The organism is Pseudomonas fluorescens (genome assembly GCF_902497775.2).
Taxonomy (GTDB): domain Bacteria; phylum Pseudomonadota; class Gammaproteobacteria; order Pseudomonadales; family Pseudomonadaceae; genus Aquipseudomonas; species Aquipseudomonas putida_F.
Map to the genome: position 1 here is coordinate 2,045,926 of NZ_OZ024668.1, position 22,118 is coordinate 2,068,043.

At 60.9% G+C, this 22,118-nt stretch carries 17 protein-coding genes; 8 read left to right on the top strand and 9 right to left on the bottom strand.

Going from position 1 to position 22,118, the window contains the following annotated elements; translation table 11 throughout:
- Positions 1–403: 403 nt before the first annotated feature.
- Genes F8N82_RS09295 through F8N82_RS09320 form a run of 6 tightly spaced genes read left to right on the top strand, consistent with a single transcriptional unit; the run spans position 404 to position 6,776 of the window.
- Positions 404–2,002: a phosphopantetheine-binding protein gene (locus tag F8N82_RS09295; RefSeq protein WP_038994978.1), complete on the top strand. Its 1,599-nt coding sequence runs from the start codon at positions 404–406 to the stop codon at positions 2,000–2,002.
- On the top strand, positions 1,989–3,566 hold the full coding sequence (locus tag F8N82_RS09300) for a class I adenylate-forming enzyme family protein (protein WP_052251449.1): 1,578 nt from the start codon (positions 1,989–1,991) through the stop codon (positions 3,564–3,566). Before F8N82_RS09295 ends, F8N82_RS09300 begins: the two co-directional genes overlap by 14 nt.
- Before the next feature lie 45 nt (positions 3,567–3,611).
- The gene (locus tag F8N82_RS09305) at positions 3,612–4,538 is read left to right on the top strand and encodes an alpha/beta fold hydrolase (RefSeq protein WP_038994979.1); all 927 of its coding nucleotides are present in this window, start codon (positions 3,612–3,614) and stop codon (positions 4,536–4,538) included.
- 12 nt (positions 4,539–4,550) lie between these two features.
- On the top strand, positions 4,551–5,234 hold the full coding sequence (rpe, locus tag F8N82_RS09310) for a ribulose-phosphate 3-epimerase (protein WP_038994980.1): 684 nt from the start codon (positions 4,551–4,553) through the stop codon (positions 5,232–5,234).
- 44 nt (positions 5,235–5,278) lie between these two features.
- Positions 5,279–6,355 (top strand): uroporphyrinogen decarboxylase, encoded by a 1,077-nt coding sequence (hemE, locus tag F8N82_RS09315; protein WP_038994981.1) that lies wholly within the window; start codon positions 5,279–5,281, stop codon positions 6,353–6,355.
- The gene (locus tag F8N82_RS09320; RefSeq protein WP_038994982.1) at positions 6,348–6,776 is read left to right on the top strand and encodes a MarR family winged helix-turn-helix transcriptional regulator; all 429 of its coding nucleotides are present in this window, start codon (positions 6,348–6,350) and stop codon (positions 6,774–6,776) included. Before hemE ends, F8N82_RS09320 begins: the two co-directional genes overlap by 8 nt.
- A gap of 100 nt (positions 6,777–6,876) precedes the next feature.
- On the opposite strand, the gene F8N82_RS09325 is transcribed toward F8N82_RS09320, so the two are convergent.
- From F8N82_RS09325 to F8N82_RS09355, 7 genes are all read right to left on the bottom strand, one after another.
- Positions 6,877–8,478, bottom strand: a complete 1,602-nt coding sequence (locus F8N82_RS09325) for a hypothetical protein (RefSeq protein WP_038994983.1) — start codon at positions 8,476–8,478, stop codon at positions 6,877–6,879.
- A 34-nt stretch (positions 8,479–8,512) separates the two neighbouring features.
- Positions 8,513–9,661, bottom strand: a complete 1,149-nt coding sequence (locus F8N82_RS09330; RefSeq protein WP_157771855.1) for a fatty acid desaturase family protein — start codon at positions 9,659–9,661, stop codon at positions 8,513–8,515.
- Positions 9,662–9,717: 56 nt separating this feature from the next.
- Positions 9,718–10,512: an acyl-CoA thioesterase gene (locus tag F8N82_RS09335; protein WP_038994986.1), complete on the bottom strand. Its 795-nt coding sequence runs from the start codon at positions 10,510–10,512 to the stop codon at positions 9,718–9,720.
- Between the two features lie 42 nt (positions 10,513–10,554).
- Positions 10,555–11,373: an alpha/beta hydrolase family protein gene (locus F8N82_RS09340; protein WP_038999324.1), complete on the bottom strand. Its 819-nt coding sequence runs from the start codon at positions 11,371–11,373 to the stop codon at positions 10,555–10,557.
- Between the two features lie 255 nt (positions 11,374–11,628).
- A complete protein-coding gene (mobA, locus tag F8N82_RS09345) occupies positions 11,629–12,204 on the bottom strand; it encodes a molybdenum cofactor guanylyltransferase MobA (protein ID WP_038994987.1) in 576 nt (191 codons plus the stop codon).
- 61 nt (positions 12,205–12,265) lie between these two features.
- Complete coding sequence (locus F8N82_RS09350; protein ID WP_038994989.1) at positions 12,266–15,394, bottom strand: efflux RND transporter permease subunit; 3,129 nt, start codon at positions 15,392–15,394, stop codon at positions 12,266–12,268.
- Between the two features lie 11 nt (positions 15,395–15,405).
- Positions 15,406–16,584, bottom strand: coding sequence for an efflux RND transporter periplasmic adaptor subunit (locus tag F8N82_RS09355; RefSeq protein ID WP_038994991.1), 1,179 nt, complete (start codon positions 16,582–16,584; stop codon positions 15,406–15,408).
- Positions 16,585–16,739: 155 nt separating this feature from the next.
- Between F8N82_RS09355 and F8N82_RS09360 the strand changes: the two genes are divergently transcribed.
- The gene (locus tag F8N82_RS09360) at positions 16,740–17,441 is read left to right on the top strand and encodes a response regulator transcription factor (RefSeq protein ID WP_038994994.1); all 702 of its coding nucleotides are present in this window, start codon (positions 16,740–16,742) and stop codon (positions 17,439–17,441) included.
- 6 nt (positions 17,442–17,447) lie between these two features.
- On the top strand, positions 17,448–18,746 hold the full coding sequence (locus tag F8N82_RS09365; RefSeq protein ID WP_038994996.1) for an ATP-binding protein: 1,299 nt from the start codon (positions 17,448–17,450) through the stop codon (positions 18,744–18,746).
- 10 nt (positions 18,747–18,756) lie between these two features.
- Here the strand turns inward: F8N82_RS09365 and paaZ are convergent, their stop codons facing one another.
- Both paaZ and F8N82_RS09375 read right to left on the bottom strand, forming a co-directional pair.
- Entirely contained in the window at positions 18,757–20,811 is a 2,055-nt protein-coding gene (gene paaZ / locus F8N82_RS09370) for a phenylacetic acid degradation bifunctional protein PaaZ (RefSeq protein ID WP_038994997.1), read from the bottom strand.
- A 47-nt stretch (positions 20,812–20,858) separates the two neighbouring features.
- Positions 20,859–22,100 (bottom strand): OprD family porin, encoded by a 1,242-nt coding sequence (locus tag F8N82_RS09375; protein WP_038994998.1) that lies wholly within the window; start codon positions 22,098–22,100, stop codon positions 20,859–20,861.
- Between the last annotated feature and the right edge of the window lie 18 nt (positions 22,101–22,118).

Genomic DNA, 22,118 nt, shown 5'->3' on the forward strand with positions numbered 1-22,118 from the left:
CACAGGCGCAGACTCTAGGAAGCTGACGGCATACAAAACAGACTCAGAAACAGGCGTTAACACCGGATCAGATTAAACCCCCGTATTCATTGGCTGATACAGCACCTGTTATGGGCAAGGTGTGGTGAATTACCTCTGTTCTGCATTGATCGTGCCGGCAAAAGCGTGTCGCTGTGTCGCACACAAAACCCCGTGGAATTATCTTGACATCACCGTAAATGCGGCCGCAGAATTTCACAAACTTTGCGCGCAAAGTTTTATGCCGGGCGATAGCACGAACCCGGCAGTGGTGCGCAACCAACCTTGACGCCATCCCGCTATACGCCCCCCGTGACGGTGCTCTCAAGCCGGGACGGGGTACGCGCGCAGCGGTGGCACACTATAAGAACGAAGGGAGCAACAGATGAAGCTTTCCAAGGAACTGGTCCTACAGGCAAAAGCGACGTTCGGGACACCGACCTACCTCTACGATGAAGCCGTGCTACGCAACAGTTTCAACGAGTTGCGCGATGCATTGCCGGACTGCGTGGATATCTTCTATGCGTTGAAGGTCAACCCGAACCTGTCCCTGGTGAAACTGATCCGCTCCTACGGCGGCAACACCGAAGTCTGCTCGCTGGGCGAGCTGGAAATTGCCCTCAAGGCCGGGGTCGATCCCCAGGACATCATTTTCCTCGGTCCTTACAAAAAGCCCGAAGAACATCGGCGCGCCCTGGAGGTCGGGGTGTTTGCCATCGTCGTCGAGTCCGAGACCGAGTTGCGCAAGCTCTCGGCCCTGGCTGGCGAGCTGAACTGCGTGGCGCCGGTGGCGATCCGCATCAACCCGAATTTCTCCGCCTCCGGCTCGCCGTGGAAGATGGGCGGGCGGCCGACCCACTTCGGTATCGAAGAAGACACCGCAGTGGCCAATTTTGGCGACTATGCCGCGCTGCCGAATCTGCAGATCAAGGGCATCCATGTCTACAACGGCACCAAGATCCTCGACGCCCAGTCGGTGTACGACAACGCCAAGTACATCCTCGGCCTGTTCCGCAGCCTGACCCGGCGCTACAACCTGGACATGACCATGGTCGATGTCGGTGGCGGCCTGGGTATCAAGTACTACGAGAACGAGAACGAGCTCGACACCCGCCAGCTCAAGCTGCTGTTGGCGCCGCTGTTCGAAGCGTTCAACCAGCAGTTTCCTCAGACCCGCATCATCGTCGAGTCCGGGCGCTTTATCGCCGGCAAGTGTGGTGCGTTGCTGGTAACGGTCGACAACATCAAGGAAAACCACGGCAAGACCTTTGCCGTTACCGATGGCGGCACCAACTGCCACGGCGCCGCTGCCGGCAGTGGCCAGGTGCTCAAGCGCAACTTCCGCATCGTCCATGCCACCGGCAGCACCGGCGCACCGCTGGGCGAGTACCATATCTCCGGGCCGCTCTGTAGCCCCGACGACTTGCTGGCCCGCGACCTGCAGATCGAAACCCTGCACGAGGGCGATATCCTCGCCGTCACGGCCTCCGGCGCTTATGGCCCGTCCGCTTCGCCAACCCTGTTTCACAGCCATGGCCACCCGGCCGAAGTGATTGTCAGCAACGGTCAGTTGTTCCTCGCCCGTGCCCGGCAAACGGCCTTGGATATCCGCGACAGCCACGCCGACGTGCCGCTGGCGGACATGCTCGACGCCGCACCGGTCAGCAGCGAGCCGACGCCCATTGCCCAGGCTGCGACCCAGCGCCAGCTCAGCGAAATTCTGCGGGTGGTGCTCAAACTGCCGGAAAACACCGTGATCAGCGCCGATTCGCACCTGCGCGACGACCTGGGCCTGGACTCGCTGACGTCCATGGAACTGCTGGTCAATCTCGAAGACGACATCGAAGGTTTCTTCGTCAACCCCGACACCATCGCCCCGGGCCACTTCAATACCGTAGCGACCCTGGCTGGCTACATCGACGCCCACCGGCAACCTGCGGCCGTGCGCCGGGCGCGTTTCGAGGTGCAGCATGAAGGCGTCTGACGTCCTTTTGCAGCAGGTGCTGGACCGGCCCAACGGTCTGCATCCGGACAAAGCGGCGATCATTTATGCCGATGAAACCTATACCTATGCCCAGCTCGATGAAGCCAGCGGTCGCCTGGCTGCGGGCCTGCAGGTCAATGGCCTGCAGCGCCAGGAACGGGTGGTGGTGTGCCTGGGCAACCGGGTCGAGACCGTCTGCGCGTTCTGGGGCGTACTGCGTGCCGGCGGGGTGATGGTCAACGTCGGCCTGGAAGCCCCGGCCGACAGCCTCGACTACATCATCCGCGATGCCGAGGCCTCGGTGCTGATCACCACCTCGGAGAAATTCGCCAGCCTTCCGGCCGGTACCGCCGAGCTGGGTTACCTCAAGGCCATCGTGCTGCTCGACGGCGAAGCCGATTCGTCCGACACCCACACCCTGGAAAGCCTGCTGGGGCAGGGCGCCGGCGTACCTTTGCCGTGCGGCAACCTCGACCTGGACCTGGCGGCGATCATCTATACCTCCGGCTCCACCGGCGCGCCCAAGGGCGTGATGCTCACCCACCGCAATATGCTGGCGGCGCTCAATTCACTGCATACCTACCTGGGTTACCAGGCCAACGACAACGTGCTGTGCTCGCTGCCGCTGTCGTTTGACTACGGCCTGTACCAGATGATCATGGCCCTTAGCGCCGGCGCCACGCTGGTACTGGAAAAGGAATTCACCTGGCCGATCTTCCTGATCAAGAAGATTCGCCAATACCAGGTCACGGTCATTCCGTTCGTGCCGACCATGCTCATGCTCCTGCACGAATATGCGCACAAGCGCGAGGCGACCTTTGCTCAGGTGCGCATGGTGACCAACACCGGTGCGGCCCTCAAACCGACCCACATCGCCCAGATGAAAAGCCTGTTCCCCCAGGCGCAGATCTTTTCCATGTACGGCCTGACCGAGTGCAAGCGCTGCACCTACTTGCCGCCGGAGGATATAGACGACAAGCCGGGCAGTGTCGGTATCGCCATTCCCAACACTGAGCTGTGGCTGGTGGATGACGAAGGCCGGCGGATCGATCAGCCGCATCAGGTCGGTCAATTGGTGATTCGCGGCGCCACGGTGATGGCCGGTTACTGGCGCAACCCCCAGGCCACGGCGCAGAAACTCAAGCCCGGCCCCTACCCGGGGGAAAGCGTGCTGTACACCGGTGACTACTGCAGCCTCGACCAGGACGGTTACCTGTACTTCCAGGGGCGCATGGACCACGTGATCAAATCGCGCGGTATGAAAGTCAGCCCCAGCGAGGTCGAGAGCTTCCTCTATGCCATCGACGGCGTCGAAGCCGCGGCGGTGGTCGGTATCGAACATGCTTCGGTCGGCGAGGGGCTGTGGGCGTTCGTCACCTTGGGCCAAGGTGTGAGCCTGAGTGTCGAGCAGTTGCTCGAACGCTGCCGGCACGGCCTTGAATCCCACAAGGTGCCGCTGTCGATCAGTATCGAGGGCAATCTGCCACGCACCGCCAACGGCAAGTTCGACCTGCAGCAACTGCAACAGACGGCGCGCAATGCACAACTGGCCGTGGCCGGTTGAGTGGCGCTTTTTAATGGGTGATTCAGTCATACAGGATGTGCGGATATGAGTCTGGGTAACAGAGGTCGCGATCAATCGCTGGACGTCAACGGCAACCATTTCGCCTTGCGTATCTGGGGCAATGAGCGCGGCCACCCGGTGCTTGCCATCCATGGTTGGCTGGACAACGCGGCATCCTTCGAGCGCATCGCCCCGTTGCTCAAGGAGTGCTTCGTGGTGGCCCCGGACCTGGCCGGCCACGGGCGCTCCGAGCACCGCCGGGGTGACAGCGGCTATTACCTGTGGGAACACGCCGATGACATGAACGCGCTGGTCGAGAGCTTGGGCTGGAAGCGCTTTTGCGTGTTGGGCCATTCCATGGGTACCGGTGTCGCGTCGATTCTGGCGGCGATGAACAAGTCGATCGACAGCATGGTGTTCATCGACGGCATGGGCGCACCCTTTACCATCGCCGAAGAAGACACCGTCGAGCACCTGAAAAAATCCCAGCGTTTGTTGCGCCTGGCTTTGCGTACCCGCTTGCATGGCTTTTCGGCGGCGCAATCGGCACAGTTCGACAGCCTTGAAGCGGCCATCCACGAGCGGCGCAACAGCATTGACGCCAGCCTCTGCGCCGAGGGCGCGCGGCTGCTGGCCATGCGCGACCTGCTCAGCGTTGGCGACGGTTACCGCTGGCGCCATGACCCGCGTCTGGTGCTGCCGGAAGCCATGCAACTGACCGAGCGCCAGGCTTGCGACTTCCTGCGCCAGATCAGTTGCCCGCTGCACCTGCTGCTTGGGCGCCAGGGGCTGTTTGCCGGCGCTCAGTTCGAGAAAAGAAAAAACGCCTTGCCCTGGGCCACCCAGGTGCACTGGCATGATGGCGGCCACCATTTTCACCTGGAGGAACCGAGCACGGCCTTGATCGGGCAGATCAACGCCGCGCTGCTTCAGCGTGAATCAGGGCCGCGGCAACGATTAGTCAATGAGTAATGGAGTACACCTGTGAAAGAGTTCTGGATTGCACCCTCGATTCTGGCGGCCGATTTTGCCCGCCTCGGCGCTGAAGCCGAGCAGGTACTGGCCGCCGGTGCCGATGTCATCCATATCGATGTGATGGATAACCACTATGTGCCCAACCTGACCATGGGCCCGCAGTTCTGCAAGGCCCTGCGCAGCCACGGGATCACCGCGCCGATCGATGTGCACCTGATGGTCACCCCGGTGGATTCGATGATCCAGGCTTTCGCCGAGGCCGGCGCCGACTACATCTCGATCCACCCCGAGGCCACCCTGCACCTGGACCGCTCGCTGCAACTGATCAAGGACCTGGGGTGCAAGGCGGGCCTGGTGTTCAACCCGGCCAGCACCCTCGATGCCGCGCAATACGTGCTCGACAAGCTCGACCTGATCCTGTTGATGTCGGTCAACCCGGGCTTTGGCGGGCAGAAGTTCATCCCCTCGGTATTGCCCAAGATTGCCGCAGCGCGCAAGCTGATCGATGACAGTGGCCGGGCGATCCGTCTGGAGGTGGATGGCGGCGTCAACCTTGAAACCATCGGCCAGGTGGCTGGCGCCGGGGCCGATATGTTCGTTGCTGGCACGGCGATTTTCGCCCAGAGCGATTACCGCGCTACCATCGAGGCCTTGCGCCGCGAGATTGCCCAAGCTGTGCCCAACCGCCACTGATAGGCGGTCTTTCCAACGATTCTCGCGAATCCAGTACGAGTTACCTGTCCTTGCACACTACAACCCTAATCAAGGCCTTGCTGCGTCAGCCGACAGTGCACACACCGGTCTGGCTGATGCGCCAGGCCGGGCGCTATCTGCCTGAGTACCGTGAGCTGCGGGCTCGCGCCGGATCGTTGCTGAGCCTGGCGAAAACCCCGGATTACGCCAGCGAAGCCACCTTGCAACCTTTGCGCCGTTTCAACCTGGATGCGGCGATGGTGTTCTCCGACATCCTCTGCGTGCCCGATGCCATGGGCCTGGGCCTGTATTTCGGCCACGGCGAAGGCCCGCGCTTTCGCCACCCACTGCGTGACGAGCAGGCCATCAAGCGCCTGCGCGTGCCTGAGCCCGAAGCGCTGGAATACCTATACCAGACCGTCGCCCAGAGCCGCCGTGCGCTGGACCCCAAGGTGGCGTTGATCGGCCTTGCCGGCAGCCCCTGGACCCTGGCTTGCTACATGGTCGAAGGCGGCCCTCCGGGTGATTGCCAGCTGATCAAGAAGATGCTCTATCGGCGCCCGGAGCTGCTCCAGCGCATTCTTCAGGTCACCAGCCAAGCGGTGGCGGCCAGCCTCAATGCGCAGATCGAGTCCGGCGCCCAGGCAGTGATGATTTTTGATACCTGGGGCGGCGCGCTGGCAGACGGCGCCTACCAGCGCTTTTCGCTGTTCTACATGCGCGAGGTGTTGGCGCGCCTGCACAAGACTCACCACGGTCAGCGGGTGCCGTCGATCCTCTATAGCAAAGGCGCCAGCCCCTGGCTGGCAGAGGTCGCCGACAGCGGTGCCGATGCCCTGAGCCTGGACTGGACCTGCGACCTGGGCATGGCCCGACAATTGGTGGGCAGCAGCGTGGCCTTGCAGGGTAACCTCGACCCAGGCGTGTTGCTCGGCGATGACGCCTGCATCCGCCGTGAAGTGCAGCGCACCCTGCAGGCTTTCGGGCCGGCGGCGGCGGGCTTTGGCCATGTGTTCAACCTCGGCCAGGGGATCTCGCCGGCGACCTCGCCAGAGGCGGTGGCAACCCTGGTCGATGCGGTGCATGAATTGAGTCGCGTGCGCGGAGGTGCCTATGCTTGACCCAACCTTCGATTTCGACCGGATGCTGTGCTTTTCACTGTACTCGACGGCCAACGCCATGGTGCGCGACTACGCCGAACCGCTGAAGAAACGCGGCGTGACCTACCCGCAACTGCTGGTAATGGCCGGCTTATGGGGCCAGGACGATGTCTCGATCAGTGCCCTGAGCGAGCTGACCCTGTTCGACCTTGGCACCCTGACGCCCATCGTCAAGCGCCTGGCCGACAACGGTTTCATCACGGTTTACCTGGACCCCAATGACCGCCGCCGGCGTAACCTGCTGCTGACCGACAAAGGCCGTGAACTCAAGGCAGAAGCGGCCCAGGTGTTTAGCAACATGGCGTGCAAGATCGACCTGGGCGAGGGTGAGGTGGAGCAGGTGCTGGATGTGTGTCACCGGATCAGGGCGCGGTTGCGCTAGTCTCGCGTCGTCGGGCAAGCCCGCTCCCAGCGATGGGAGTGGGCTCAAGCGACGCAAAGTAGAGGGTATTTCAGGCCTGCCTGAGTGACGCCTACACGCCCTAGTAGCGAATGGACAAAGCAATGGCTTCTGCAGGGACCTTGAAATCGACGAGTTCAGTTTGTACTTTCAGTTTGAACTTGTCCTGCTGGGCTCTCAGAAGGTCACTGTTGAAATGGTAGTCAATGTCAGCATATGACTCACAAATGCCTTTGTTCAGGTGGTTTTTTCCGAACGTCAAGACGATGTGTTTTGATTTCCACAAATCGTACTGGCTGAAGACCTCTCCACCCGCCTGGCGAGTCGCTGCGGCTTTGGCGAAGGACGTGCGTGTCAATAAGCAGTAGTGCTTCATCAGTTTATAGAACTGGTAATGCTCCATGGAGTGAACGAATGAAACGTACCAGATATACGTTGCGATGACGTCAATGTTAAACGACGCGTCCTTTTCTACGGGGATTTCCACGTAGTGGCAGACGTCGGACACCCAGGTGTTTACATCATGGATTCCCTCATCGAGCAGAAGATCATCATAGATGGCTGAAACAAATTCCCTGACGGTGTTGTAGTGGGCGTTCAGTTGTTGGTTGAGCGTTGTGGAACCCGTGACATACCGGTTGAACGGCACGTCGAAACGAATCCGGTGCTGCTTGGTCAAGGATTCGTCAAGGGTGTCTCTTTTCCCGTACATGTTCAAAGCGTTTTCATACCCGACTTTATAAAAAGTGTCAGGCGAATAGTAGCCAATGCACGAGTACAGGAATTTGTCGAAAATCCCCGGTGTTTCCCGCAGGGAAAGCGGGCTGTTTTTGAATTGGTCGTTAAGCATCAGCGTGTAAGCCGTGTGCGGGCTCAGTAGCTTATAGAGGTTACTGCCTTTTTTAAGTCGATTGAATAATGACACGGCCCCCATCTCTGCGAAAAACAGATGATGATGCAAGTGCGCGCCCATGATAAAGAAGACCATGGTATTGGACAGGAAGTAAATCTTGGCCAGATCCCAGTCGCGCGAACCCTGCTTGATGCGGGCACCGTCAAACATTTCAATTTCCATGGTGTCGACGTTCAGGTTGTCTGAGATCCAGAAGCGTCTTACATCGAAACTGATGTTGGGCAGTACCTGTTCGTTATGAAACGAGGACATGTCAAATGTCAGGTAGCCGTCCTGCTGCTGTAGGTAGTGGGACGCTTGCGACGAAAAAATGAAATTCTTCAACTCGTCATCGCTGATCGGCGTGGGCGCCTGAAACTCATCGAGGACGACGTTTACATAGTCCAGGTTGGCCCGGATGATGCTGGAGATGTAGTTGTGGTAAACCTTGTCCTTTCGCCACTTGTAAACAAGCTCGGCGGGCAGTCGGTCCGATATGTAAGCCAGGTGATAGTCGGTCCCGAGAATTTTTTTATTGTGCATCTCCACATAGTCTTTGTTGTAGTTTTTATGGCCGAATAGCCGCGGGAAAATCATTTTGATTTCAGTGATTTTCCAGGCGATATAACTCAGCATCACGTTGGTCGAGTACAGGATCAACAACACCGGCACCAGCTTGATTTTGACCATGACCCGGTAGACGATGGCGAGCGTCTTGTTTTTTGTGAATCTGATCAGGAAGAGTATCGGCGATGTCGTAACGTAGAATGCAAACAGAATCTTCTCTAGCATTGTTGCAACTCCTGGAAAGCGTAGTGATGACGCGTTATACCAAAATATTGTTGTGCAGGTTTTCGTCGTTAATCAATACACTACGGGAGCTGGGCTTGGTCAGGTATTGTTTGATCACGCTGCAAAAGGCCTCGGTGCAGGTCAGTTCCTGATACGTGAGCGCAGGGTATTTTTCATTGATCAGGCGCTTGAGTTCTTCTGACAGCTTCGGGTAGTTCTCGACATCGACCGACGGGAACAGGTGATGCTCGATGTGGTAGTTAAAGTTGTAAATCAACCAGGAGTAGAATGTATTGTCGGTGCCAACGTTCAAGGTGACGTACAGTTGCAGCTTGGCGAAGTCGATTTCTATGTCCTGCTCGGTGTTGATGTAGATGGCTTTCGACAGCATGCCGTGGTGGTTGCTTTCAAACGACAGGAAGAACACCGCGCTCCAGATTGCCGAAACGATGAAATAACCGAGTATTCCGTAAAGGCCGAACAGTGCATAGGGGATAACGTAATATATGCCGATCAGGAAGAGTTTTGATGTTATGTAGAACACGTAGTCTTTAGTGCTTTTGTCCTTTTGTGGCGAATGCGGCATGTAGTTGCCTTTGAAAAACGCCACGGCAAACACGAAAAACATTAACTGCTTATAGAAGAGCGTGGCCAGCACCAGCGAGATGAGGGAGGCGATTTTCCCTGCTTGTTTTGCCTGAGGTCGCTGGTCGTAGGAGCGCTCGGTGAGAAACACTTTTCGGTTGGACGAGTCAAGGTTATCGCCGTTGTAAAAGGTGTTGGGGTAGCGGTGGTGCGTCGCAAAATGCTGGCTTTGCCAAATGAAGCTGGACGCCCCTACCAGAAAGTCCACGCCCTTGAAGAACAGCAGAGCGTTGTCGGCTCTGGCGTGGTCGAAGTTATGCGCCTTGAACGCAAGCCTGATCAGAAAGGCCGAGTAGGCAATGAGTATGGATATGGCCGGCAGGGTTGACAGCGCGGCAAAGTCATTTTCTTTTGCATACAGGCCGGTGACAAGAGCGGCGATATACAACGCCGCTAGAATCAGGATGTCCTGCTGAAACATCTTTTGTATTTCAGCTTTTGAGGGTTGGTAGGTATTCCATTTTTTCTGAAGTTCTCTGACGTCTTTGGAAAATGGCGTGGACTTGATTTTTACCTTTTTAAAAACGTGAGCTACCATCTGTCGCATCCATTGCTTGAGGTATTGTAAAAGGATGTCTGTTCTGGGTGATGCTTTTATTCAAAAATGCTGACGGTTTGCCTGCTGATTACCGTCAGGTTCTTGTTTTTATCCCATAGCCTGGCGTCGATATGGCTGTAGCCATTTGCCGAGGTCTGGATGTCGGCTTGATATTGCCACCAATCGTTGGGACCACAATCAACGGGTGTGTTGACAAAGCTGATGGCCCAGGTCAAAGAACTTCCGGATACCGGTTTTTTGAACAAACTGAACACCGCCGGCGGCCAGGCATCTAAAAGGGCTAATAGGGCGGCTACTGAGATAGGTTCCTGCTTTTCTTCACGTAATTTTATCCAACCGCCCATGTCGCGTTGCCCTTTGCCCATGAACGGCAAACCACCCAAGGTATACCGGTAATCAAAAAACTGGGTGAAGTCAGGCGTCAGGCCGCGAATGAAGGGGAACTCTTGAACCTCGTCGGGACCCTTGAAGGTCGGAGGCGGATTGCCCTTTATGTCCACTGTGGATTCACGATCAAAACCGAAGCTCGCCAGCACGGTGGTGCATACCTGATTGTTTTGCGAACCCGTTACTTGCAATTGCATGGCGCCCTTGCCTTCGCGCAATACTTCGACAGCCACGTGCAACTCGCCCGGCGCCACGGGGGCGACAAAGGAAGCCAGCAGTGACCTGATTTCTCGATGTTTAGTGATTTCAGGAGCGATTTTTGAATACAGTGCTGCTACAACCAAGCCGCCGAACGTTGCCCTGCCTTGTCCCCACTGCTCTGGAATATTTACGACAGGCGAATGGCTAGAGCACGCGGCATTAATGGCGTGAAAAAAGCTCATGGTGGTATTTCCCGAAAAATGAGGGGTTGAGAAGTTTTCGAGTTAATGGCGGGGCAAATAGGTGTCGAGGAAGTCGACTACTCTTTTTTTGTATTCATCAGGGTTTGCTGCAAACGCGTGAGTGTGCGCGCCATTGGGGGCTTGCCAAAAGAACGTTTTGGTTTTTTTATCCAGCGCTTCCCACAACAGCTTGCCATCTTTGACTGGGGTGAACTCATCAGCATCGCTGTAGATCAGCAGGGCTGTGGGGTTGCCGACCAGGTGTTGCGCCGCTTTTGTGGGGCGTAGTCTCAGTTCGCCAGCGGGATATATCAGTTTGGACAGTTGTATGCCAAGTTTGGGGATCGGGTAGCGCGACCAGAAGTGCAAGAGTGTCGGGAACGCGGACTCGAGAATCGCTGCTTTGAAGGGATGCGATGGCTGTGCCATGGCGCACACTGACATTGCCGCGCCCATGGATGATCCAAACACCGCAATGGGCAAGTCAGGATAGTGTTTTTCCAGCGCTTGTCCTGCGGCGAGCACATCCAGCGGAAAGTCCATTGTAGTGGACGTGCTTTCGCCAAAGCCGTTCAAGTCGAACACCATCACATGATAGCCAGCCTCACGTAACATTTCAGCGTGCCCATATTTCATCCAGAAACCCTTGGCGATAGTGCCCATGGGGTGGACCATTACTATGGCGCCTTTGGCAGATGGGGTGTGGGCGGGCGCCAACAAAGCAGCGATGTTTGCACCGGATTGACTCGCGATATTCAATCGCGTCCATTGAGTTTGATCAACAGATTCAGGCCAACGCCAAGGTTTTGAAAAGCGTCCGAAGAATGGCTTTTTAAAATACTTGTAAAGTGTATTTTTCACGCGCAAGTCCTTTTGATGTGCAAATCCGTGGATTATTAACAGCTCCATCTGTTCGGTACATTAACACTTGAGTTCGCTGGCGAAACCATAGTCATAACTGACTTTCGAGATGTGAAAACCGCCACATAGGGCAGATACGTCACCAACGGTAGCGTTGTGCGAATTGATCTCATTGCGTGAGTGGCGATGGGCGGTGCGCAAGGCACAAAAAAGCCGGCTCAAGTGGCCGGCCTCTTGCCCCGCGAGAGCGCCCGATCAACTGCGCAGAAACTCCGGGGTGTTGAAATTGCTCAAGCGCGGGTCGCCCTCGGCGCACTCCAGCGCCCGCACCGGGTGCCGGCGCAAGGTGCGCTGCACACCTCGGTCGCCCGCATCCCAGGCCTGCTGGAAGTCATTGCGCAATGAACAGGGAATCAGGCTGAACATCGGCTGCCAGTAGCCGCCCTGGCGAATCATCGCCGGTTGCTGCTGGTCATTGGCGAGGGTCATCAACTCGAGGATCAGCGCCTGGTCGATCAACGGCGCGTCACAGGCCAGCACCAGCATCCAGTCGTGCCGCGCCACCGCCAGCCCCGCCAGAACCCCGGCCAGCGGCCCGGGAAAGTCCGCTTCGGCATCACCCACCAATTGGTCGGCATAGGGCCGGTAGCGGTCCTGGTTGCGGTTGCAGGAGATGATCAGGTCGTCGCTCAGCGGTCGCACCACGGCGTGGATGTGGGCGATCAGCGGTTGGCCCTGCCAGTCGAGCAGGCCTTTGTCCTGGCCGCCCATGCGCTGGCCACGGCCACCGGCAAGAATGAGTATGGAGCAGGGAGGAGGGGCGGCGGGCATGGTCGAGGTTCCTGGCAATATCAGCCGATCACCTTCCCATGCACGCCGCGGTCTGTCCAGATCAGCTGTCGCTGGCTACTGGCGCAGGCGTCTGGGCTTTGGCCCGACGTTTGGCGGTCAGGCGCATCACCACGACAAAGAACACCGGCACGAACACCACCGCCAGGGTGGCGCTGAGCATGCCGCCGATCACCCCGGTACCGATTGCCTGCTGGCTGGCCGAGCTGGCACCGCTGGCAATCGCCAGGGGCACCACGCCGAGGATGAACGCCAGCGAGGTCATGACGATAGGCCGCAAGCGCAGGCGCGCGGCCTGTACGGTGGCATCGACCAGGTCGTGGCCTTCATCGACCAGGCTCTTGGCGAACTCGATGATGAGGATGGCGTTCTTCGCCGACAGGCCGATCAGGGTGATCAGGCCGACCTTGAAGAACACGTCGTTGGGCATGCCGCGCAGGCTCACCGCAATCACCGCGCCCAGAACGCCCAGCGGTACCACCAGCAGTACCGAGGTCGGAATCGACCAGCTCTCGTACAGCGCCGCCAGGCACAGGAACACCACCAGCAGCGACAGGCCCATGAGGATCGGTGCCTGGGCGCCGGACAGGCGCTCCTGCAGCGACAGACCGGTCCACTCCAGGCCCATGCCCATAGGCAACTGATCGACCAGGCGCTGAATCTCGTTCATCGCCTCGCCGGAGCTGTGGCCCGGGGCCGGCTCGCCTGATACGGCAATCGCCGGGTAACCGTTGTAGCGGGTCAGTTGCACGGGGCCGGTGATCCACTTGGCCTGGACGAAGGCCGACAGCGGCACCATCTTGCCTTTGCTGTTACGTACGTGGATCTTCAGCAGGTCGTCGACCTGGCTGCGCTGGTCGCCTTCGGCCTGCACCACCACGCGCTGCATGCGCCCCTGGTTGGGGAAGTCGTTAACGTAGTTGGAACCCACCGCGGTGTTGAGCACGTTGCCGATATCGGCAAACGACACGCCCAGGGCATTGGCCTGCTTGCGGTCGACCTCCAGCTGTACCTGCGGGCTTTCGGCCAGGGCACTTTCGCGCACGTTGACCAGCACCGGGCTTTTTTCGGCGGCCGCCAGCAGTTGGTCGCGCGCCGCCATCAGCCCGGCATGGCCGAGGCCACCACGGTCCTGCAGGCGGAACTCGAAACCGCTGGAGGTCCCCAGGCCATCCACCGGCGGTGGCAGCACCGAATAGGCAATGGCGTCCTTGAGCTGACTGAACGCGGCGTTGGCGCGGTCGGCGATCGACTGCGCGCTGTCATCGCTGCCGCGCTCGGACCAGTCCTTGAGCGTGGTGAACGCCAGGGCCGCGTTCTGGCCGTTGCCGGAGAAACTGAAGCCCAGAATCAGGGTGCTGTTGCCCACGCCAGGTTCTGTGGCGTTATGCGCCTCGATCTGCGCCGCCACCTGCTCGGTACGGGCGCGGCTGGCTCCCGGCGGCAACTGGATGTCGGTAATGGTGTAGCCCTGGTCTTCGGTGGGCAGGAACGAGGAGGGCAGCTGGCTGAAGCCGTACACCAGCCCGGCCACCAGCACCACGTAGACCAGCAAATAGCGGCCGCTGCGCTTGATGGCCTGGATCACCCAGCGCTGGTAGCCATTGGTCATGCTCTCGAAACGGCGGTTGAACCAGCCGAAGAAACCGGTTTTCTCGTGGTGCGAGCCCTTGGCGATCGGCTTGAGCAGGGTCGCGCACAGGGCCGGGGTCAGGCTCAGGGCGAGGAACGCCGAGAACAGGATCGACACCGCCATCGACACCGAGAACTGCTGGTAGATCACCCCCACCGAGCCTTTCATGAAGGCCATCGGCAGGAACACCGCCACCAGCACCAAGGTGATGCCGACAATCGCGCCGCTGATCTGGCTCATGGCCTTTTTCGTCGCTTCGCGCGGCGCCAGGCCTTCTTCGCTCATGATCCGCTCGACGTTCTCCACCACGACAATGGCGTCGTCCACCAGGATACCGATGGCCAACACCATGCCGAACAGGGTCAGCACGTTGACCGAGAAGCCCAGCGAGAGCATCACCGCAAAGGTGCCCATCAGCGCCACCGGCACCACCAGGGTCGGGATCAGGGTATAGCGGATGTTCTGCAGGAACAGGAACATCACCGCGAACACCAGGGCCATGGCTTCGAGCAGGGTGGTGATCACCTGCTGGATCGACACCTTGACGAACGGCGAGGTGTCGTAGGGGATGTCGAACTTGGCCCCCGGTGGCAGGAAGCGCGACAGCTCGCTGAGCTTGGCTTGCACCAGGGTCGCGGTTTCCATGGCGTTGGCACCGGGCGACAGCTGCACGCTGAAGGCGCTGGTGGGCTTGCCGTTGAGGCGGGTGCCGTACTGGTACTCCTGGCTGCCGATCTCGACCCGGGCGACATCGCCCAGGGTCACGGTCGAGCCATCGGGGTTGGCGCGCAGGACGATGTCCTTGAACTCCTGCACCGTACTGAGCTGGCCCTTGATCACCACGTTGGCGGTGATTTCCTGGGTGCCGGTACCCGGCAGGTCGCCAATGCTGCCCGGCGCCACCTGGGCGTTCTGCGCGGCGATGGCGTTGTTGACGTCATCGGGCGTGAGGTTGAAGCCGATCAGCTTGGCCGGGTCGATCCAGATACGCATGGCCCGTTCCGAACCATACAACTGCGCCTTGCCGACACCCTTGAGGCGGCGGATCTCGTTCATCACGTTACGGGCGAGAAAGTCGCTCAGGGTGACTTCGTCGAGGCTGCCGTCCATAGCGGTCAGGGTCACCATCAGCAGGAAGCCGGTGGAGACTTTCTCTACCTGCAGGCCTTGCTGGGTGACCGGGCGCGGCAGGCGCGACTCGACCACTTTCAGGCGGTTCTGCACATCGACCTGGGCCATGTCCGGGTTGGTGCCCGGCTCGAAGGTGGCGGTGATGGTGGCGCTGCCCAGGCTGCTTTGCGAGCTGAAGTAGAGCAGGTTGTCGGCACCGTTGAGCTCTTGCTCGATCAGGCTGACCACGCTGTCGTCGATGGTCTGCGCCGAGGCGCCCGGGTACACGGCATAGATTTCCACCTGCGGCGGTGCCACATCGGGATACTGGGCCACCGGCAGTTGCGGGATGGCCAGGGCACCGGCAAGCAGGATGAACAAGGCGACCACCCAGGCGAAGACCGGGCGATCAATGAAAAACTGCGGCATGAATCAGGCCCTCACTGGCCGTTGGACTGAACGATGGGGAGGGCGTCCTTGCCCGCGTTGTCGACCTGTACCTGGTCGCCGGGGTTGACGTGCTGCAGACCTTCGATCACCACCCGGTCACCGGGGGTCAGGCCTTCGCTGACGATCCAGCGGTCGTTCTGCACGCTGCCCAATACCACCGAGCGTTCGCTGATGCGCTGTTCGCCATCCACCAGCAGCACCTTCGGCAGGCCGGCGCTGTCACGCAGGATGGCCCGTTGCGGCACGCTGATGCCTTGCTGATTGACAGCTTGCTCCAGGCGCACGCGGATGAAGCTGCCCGGCAGCAGGTCCAGATCCGGGTTGGGGAACTCGCTGCGCAGGGTGATCTGGCCGGTGCTCGGGTCGACGCTGATGTCCGAGAACAGCAGCTTGCCCGGCAGCGGGTAGGGCGTGCCGTCGTCCTGGATCAGGGTAGCGCTGGCCTGGTCCTGGCCCACTTGCTGCAACTCGCCGGCACGCAGGGCGCGGCGCAGGGCATTGAGTTCGCGGGTCGACTGGGTGACGTCGGCGTGGATCGGGTTCAGTTGCTGGATGGTCGCCAGTGGCGTGGTTTCGTTCTGCCCCACCAAGGCGCCTTCGGTCACCAGGGCGCGGCCGATGCGCCCGGAGATCGGCGCGGTGACGGTGGCATAGCCGAGGTTGAGCTTGGCCCGCTCAAGCGCGGCCTTGGCCGCGGCGACGTCGGCGTCGGCCTGCAGGAAGGCGGCGCGGGCATTGTCATGTTCCTGGCGGCTGATGGCATTGATGCCGATCAGCTCGCGATAGCGCTGGTCCTGCAAACGTGCCTGGAACAGCGTGGCTTCGGCGCGCGCCAGGCTTGCGCGGGCGCTGTCGTAATCGGCCTGGAACGGCGCTGGATCGATGCGAAACAGCACATCGCCCTGTTTGACGTCGCTGCCTTCACGGTACACGCGCTTGAGTACCACGCCGGCCACGCGCGCGCGGACCTCGGCGGTGCGTGGAGCGAGGATGCGGCCATTGAGTTCGGTGGTGATTGCCAGCGGCTGCACACGCACGGTCTCGACCTTGACCGCGCTCGGCGGGGCCTTTTCTTCGGCGGGCGATTTGTCGTCGCAGGCGCTCAGGGCTACAGTGATGAACAACAGCGGCACCAGGGCGCGCAAACGGGCGGGGCTTGTACTGGACATGCGGATCTTCCGAAAATGACCCGCCAATGCTAAGGCGCTGGCCGAAGCGCAACAGTTAAGCTGTGTAGGCCATGTGTGAAAAAGTGTGAAGCTTTACCCAGCTTGGGCACGAGGTCTTATATCCTGCCTGACTTTCCCAGCCTGTCAAAGTACCCATGCCGAATATCCTCCTGGTCGAAGACGATTGCGCACTGTCCGAACTGATCGCCAGCTACCTGCAGCGCAACGACTTCTGTGTCAGCGTGATTGCCCGTGGCGACCACGTGCTGGCCGAGGCCCGGCGCAACAAACCGGACCTGGTGATCCTCGACCTGATGCTCCCCGGCCTCGATGGCCTGCAGGTTTGCCGCCTGCTGCGCGCCGAGTCCCAGGCCCTGCCGATCTTGATGCTGACCGCCCGCGACGACAGCCATGACCAGGTGCTGGGCCTGGAGATGGGCGCCGACGACTACGTGACCAAGCCCTGCGAGCCACGGGTACTGCTGGCCCGAGTACGCACCTTGCTGCGCCGCAGTTGCATCAACGAGCCGCGCCTTGAGAGCGACCTGATCGTGGTCGGCGGCCTGCGCATCGACCTGGCCGAGCGCAACGTGTTCTGGCGCGAACAGCCGGTGGAGTTGTCCAGCGGCGAGTTCAACCTGCTGGTGGTGCTGGCGCGCAATGCCGGCGTGGTCCTCAGCCGCGACCGCATCCTCCAGCAACTGCGCGGTATCGAGTTCAACGGTACCGACCGCTCGGTGGACGTGGCGATCTCCAAGCTGCGGCGCAAGTTCGACGACAGCGCTGGCGAAGCGCGCAAGATCAAGACCGTGTGGGGCAAGGGCTATCTGTTCAGCCGGGTCGAGTGGGAGTTCTAGCGGCTCATGCTGAAGATCCTCATTCGCCTGTACCTGATCACCATCGTTGCCTATGCCGGGGCGATCTTCCTGATCCCGGATGCCATCGTCGGTGCCTTTCACCAGCGCTTCATCGCCTACAACCTTGACCAGTCGCGCGGCGTGCAACGCTTGATCGTCAAGCAGTTCACCCAGTTGCCAGCCAGCGAATGGCCGGCCAAGGCCCGCGAGCTGGACGCCGAGTTCGCCCCGCTGCAGATCGAGTTGCGGCGCCAGGACCAGATCGGCCTGTCCTATGAGGAGCGTGATCGTCTCAAGGCTGGCGAAAACGTGGTGCGCCTGGGCGACTGGGGCTATTACGATACCGCCCTGGCGCCGCTGGACGACACCTGGCTGGTGGAGCTGCGCAACCCGCCCGACCCACTGGACATCAGCCTGCTGTCCTGGGGGGTGACCGTGCTGATCGGTGCCGCCTTGCTCGGCTGCCTGCTGTTTTGGGTGTGGCCGCACTGGCGCGACCTTGAACGCCTCAAGGAAACCGCCCGACGCCTGGGCCAGGGCGAGTTGTCGCAGCGCACGCATATTCCGCCGCGCTCGAACATCGGCGAACTGGCCCAGGTCTTCGACACCATGGCCCAGGACGTCGAACGCCTGCTGACCCAGCAGCGCGAACTGCTCAATGCCGTGTCCCATGAACTGCGCACGCCGCTGACCCGCCTGGATTTCGGCCTGGTGCTGTTGTTCGACGAGGTGCCGCCCAACTGCCGCAAGCGCCTGCTGGAACTGGTCGGGCATGTTCGTGAGCTGGATGAACTGGTGCTCGAACTGTTGTCCTACAGCCGCCTGCAGAACGCCGACCAGGCCCGCGAGCGGGTCGAGGTCTCGTTGCTGGAACTGGTCGACAGCATCCTCGGCAGCTTTGCCGAGGAGCTCGATGGCCGTGGTATCGAATGGCAGGTGCGCGCTGACGACAACCTGCCGCGCTTTATCCTCGACCCGCGTCTGACTGCCCGGGCATTGCAGAACCTGGTGCGCAACGCCATGCGCTACTGCGACGGGCAACTTCTCCTGCGCCTGAGCCTGGACCCGCAGGGCCATTGCCTGCTGACTGTGGAGGACGATGGCATCGGCATCCCCCCTGATCAGCGTGAGCTGATCTTCCAGCCGTTCTACCGCCTGGACCGCAGCCGCGACCGCACCACCGGTGGCTTCGGCCTGGGCCTGGCGATCAGCCGCCGGGCCATCGAAGGCCAGGGTGGCACGCTGACCGTCGGGCAATCGGCGCTCGGTGGGGCGCAGTTCAAGATCAGGTTGCCACGGGGCTGACGCCAAGCGCTCAGTCCTGACGTTTGACCACCAAGGTCAGAATGTCATAACTGGCCACCACCTCAGCCAACTGGTTGGTCACCTCCACATCCCAGGCCACCACCCCTTGCGGGATGCCTTGTGGGCTGCTTTTGCCCTGGTCGATCTTGCGCTTGCAGGTCAGCCGGGCCTGGATGGTGTCGCCAATGCCCACCGGGTTGATGAAGCGCAGGGTGTCCAGGCCGTAGTTGGCCAGCACCGGGCCAGGGGCGGCACTGACAAACAAGCCGGCTGCGGCCGAGAGCACGAAGTAGCCGTGGGCGATGCGCTTGCCGAATTGCGAATCTTTGGCGGCAATGTCGTCGAAGTGCATGTAGAAATGGTCGCCCGACAGGCAGCCGAAGTTCACCAGGTCGGCTTCGGTGACGGTCCGCCGGTGGGTCAGCAGCGATTCGCCGATGCGCAGGTCCTGAAAGTAGCGGCGAAACGGATGCACTTCGCTTTCGATCACCTCAGCGCCGCGCACATATTCACCCGTGACCGCCATGAGCATGCTCGGCGAGCCCTGGATTGCCGCCCGCTGCAGGTAATGCTTGACCGCGCGCAGGCCGCCGAGCTCTTCGCCGCCACCGGCACGGCCCGGGCCGCCGTGCTTGAGTTGCGGCAACGGCGAGCCGTGGCCGGTGGATTCTACCGCCGCCTCCGGGTCGAGGATCAGCAAGCGGCCATGCCAGGCGGCAGCGGCCGGAATGACCCTGGCCGCCACCTGGCGGTCGCAGGTCACCAAACTCGCGACCAGGCTGCCTTTGCCCCGGGCCGCCAGGGCCAGGGCTTCATCGAGGTCGTGGTAGGCCATCAAAGTGCTGACCGGACCGAAGGCCTCGATGTCATGGGCGCCACCTTCGGCGTGTGGGTCGCGGGACTGGAGCAGGGTCGGGGCGAAGAACGCGCCTTCGCTGACCCCTTCGCCACGCGGGGCGAAGCCATCGCTGGCGCCGAACAGCTGGTCGCAACTTTGCAGGAGGCTGTGCAAGCGCTCGCCGACGTCGCGCTGCTGGTCATGGGAGGCCAGGGCGCCCATGCGCACGCCCTCTACCGATGGATCACCCACCATCACCTTGCTCAGGCGCTCACGCAGGGCACTGGCCACGGCGTCGATATGGCTTGCCGGGACGATGGCGCGGCGAATCGCCGTGCACTTTTGCCCCGCCTTGGTGGTCATTTCGCGAACCACTTCCTTGATGTACAGCTCGAAAGCCGGATCGCCCGGTTTGACGTCCGGGCCGAGAATCGAACAGTTGAGCGAGTCGGCCTCGGCGGTAAACGGCACCGAGTGACGGATCAGGTTAGGCGTGACGCGCAGTGTTGCCGCAGTGTCGGCGGAGCCGGTAAAGGTCACGACATCCTGGCCTTGCAGGCGATCGAGCAGGTCGCCAGTGCGGCCGATCACCAGTTGCAGGCTGCCGCTTGGCAGCAGTCCAGACTGCTCCATCAGCCGTACCACGGCTTCGGTCAGGTAGCTGGTGGCGGTGGCCGGCTTGATGATGCACGGCATGCCGGCCAGGAAGGTCGGGGCGAACTTCTCCAACATGCCCCAGATCGGAAAGTTGAAGGCATTGATATGCACCGCGACGCCCGCCCGCGGCACCAGAATATGGCTGCCGACAAACGAGCCCTGTTTGCTCAAGGGGATGGCCGGGCCTTCGTGAAACACATTGCCCGATGGCAGCTCCCGTGCGCCGATGCCGGCATAGGCGAACAGCGTGGCGTTGCCGCCTTCAATGTCGATCCAGCTGTCGGCCCGGGTCGCACCGCTGTGGTGGGAGAGGGCGTAGAGCTGCTCCTTGCGCTCGCTCAGGTACAGGGCCAGGGCCTTGAGCCGGGCGGCACGTTGTTGGAAGTCCATGGCCATGAGGGCCTGCAGGCCCTGAACGCGGGCATGCTCGATGGCCTCGGCAAAGTCCGGGCGCTCCGCGTGGCTGTAACCGATGATATGGCCGTCCAGGGCACTGCGCAGCGGCGTGGCGCCGTGCTGGCCGATCCATCGGCCGGCAATGAAGCTTTGCAAGGTAGGGGCAGCAGACATCGGATGTCCTCCGGTTTCAGGTAATCGATTGCCAATGGACCTGGCGCTTACCACAGCGCCAGGGTGTAGCCGATGATCAGGCGGTTTTCGTCCAGCGCCGTGGTCAGGCCGTTGCCCGAGCGAAACATGACATTGCGCCAGCGCAGGCTGACGTTTTTCAGCGGGCCGCTCTGGATCACGTAGGTGATATCGGTGTCGCGCTCACGCTCACGGCCGTTGTCGATGGTTCCGGCCTTGGCGTGACGGCCGTCGGTATAGCGGGTCATGAAGCTCAGGCCCGGGATGCCAAGGGCGGCGAAGTCGTAGTCGTAGCGCAGTTGCCAGGAGTCCAGCCCGGCGCGGGTGTAAGTGTTGTAGGTGACCAGGTTGACGGTGTAGGGGTCGCCACCGTTGAGAAACGGAAAGGCACTGTCGCCCGACATCTGTTGCAGGTTGGCGGTGAACTTGTGCGCGCGCACACCGAGGGCGAAGCTGGCGTTGAAGTTGCGGTTGTCGATCTGTCCGCCACGCTCGGCGCCATCGCCGCGGCTGTCGAAGTAGCGCAGGTCGCTGCGCAGGCTCAGGCCCTCGGCCAATGGCAAGGTATGCACCAGGCCGACGAACTGCTGGCGGTAGATTTGCTCAAGCTTGCCGTAGTAGTAGCTCAGGCTCAGTTGCGGGTTGAAAGCATAGCTGCCGCCAGCAAAGTCGAAGCCGTCGCTGCTGGCCGCGCCATAGCCGATATCGTCACGGCTGGAAGAGTCGCGCAGGTTGGCCTTGGTCAGGCGCCCGGCGTTGACGGTCAGACCGTCGATTTCCTGGCTGGTGAGCAGGCCGCCCTGAAAGGTCGAGGCCAGCAAGCGGGTGTCGTTGTATACCACCACCGGCAACAACGGCTGCAGGGTGCCCAGGCGCAATACGCTTTTCGAGGCGCGCAGCTTGGCGGTCAGGCCCAGTTCGCTGTAGTCGTCGGCCGGTTCCAGGCTGTTGCGCCCGTAGGGCAACAGGCCCGTGCCACGGCGGTCGCGGCTGGAGTCGAGCTTGATCCCCAGTTGGCCCATGGCGTCGACGCCAAAACCCACGGGGCCGTCGGTAAAGCCCGACTCCAGTTTTGCCGTGAAGCCCTGGCCCCATTCCTCGGCCTTGGCCTGGGGCGCGTTGTCCTGACGAAAATCGCGGTTCAGGTAATGGTTGCGCAGCTCCAGCCTGGCATGACTGTCAGCGAAAAAATCCGCCATGGCCGGTGCGGCGACCATGGGCAGGGCAAGGCTGGCCAGCAGCGAGGCTGGCTTGAGGCGAATGTGGTTCATTATTTTTATACCCGACAA

Bases quoted from the DNA above. Each gene is read 5' to 3' on its own strand.
- F8N82_RS09295 (WP_038994978.1), top strand. From the start codon at position 404: ATGAAGCTTTCCAAGGAACTGGTCCTACAGGCAAAAGCGACGTTCGGG.
- F8N82_RS09300 (WP_052251449.1), top strand. From the start codon at position 1,989: ATGAAGGCGTCTGACGTCCTTTTGCAGCAGGTGCTGGACCGGCCCAAC.
- F8N82_RS09305 (WP_038994979.1), top strand. From the start codon at position 3,612: ATGAGTCTGGGTAACAGAGGTCGCGATCAATCGCTGGACGTCAACGGC.
- F8N82_RS09320 (WP_038994982.1), top strand. From the start codon at position 6,348: ATGCTTGACCCAACCTTCGATTTCGACCGGATGCTGTGCTTTTCACTG.
- F8N82_RS09325 (WP_038994983.1), bottom strand. From the start codon at position 8,478: ATGCTAGAGAAGATTCTGTTTGCATTCTACGTTACGACATCGCCGATA.
- F8N82_RS09330 (WP_157771855.1), bottom strand. From the start codon at position 9,661: ATGGTAGCTCACGTTTTTAAAAAGGTAAAAATCAAGTCCACGCCATTT.
- F8N82_RS09335 (WP_038994986.1), bottom strand. From the start codon at position 10,512: ATGAGCTTTTTTCACGCCATTAATGCCGCGTGCTCTAGCCATTCGCCT.
- mobA (WP_038994987.1), bottom strand. From the start codon at position 12,204: ATGCCCGCCGCCCCTCCTCCCTGCTCCATACTCATTCTTGCCGGTGGC.
- F8N82_RS09350 (WP_038994989.1), bottom strand. From the start codon at position 15,394: ATGCCGCAGTTTTTCATTGATCGCCCGGTCTTCGCCTGGGTGGTCGCC.
- F8N82_RS09355 (WP_038994991.1), bottom strand. From the start codon at position 16,584: ATGTCCAGTACAAGCCCCGCCCGTTTGCGCGCCCTGGTGCCGCTGTTG.
- F8N82_RS09360 (WP_038994994.1), top strand. From the start codon at position 16,740: ATGCCGAATATCCTCCTGGTCGAAGACGATTGCGCACTGTCCGAACTG.
- F8N82_RS09365 (WP_038994996.1), top strand. From the start codon at position 17,448: ATGCTGAAGATCCTCATTCGCCTGTACCTGATCACCATCGTTGCCTAT.
- paaZ (WP_038994997.1), bottom strand. From the start codon at position 20,811: ATGTCTGCTGCCCCTACCTTGCAAAGCTTCATTGCCGGCCGATGGATC.
- F8N82_RS09375 (WP_038994998.1), bottom strand. From the start codon at position 22,100: ATGAACCACATTCGCCTCAAGCCAGCCTCGCTGCTGGCCAGCCTTGCC.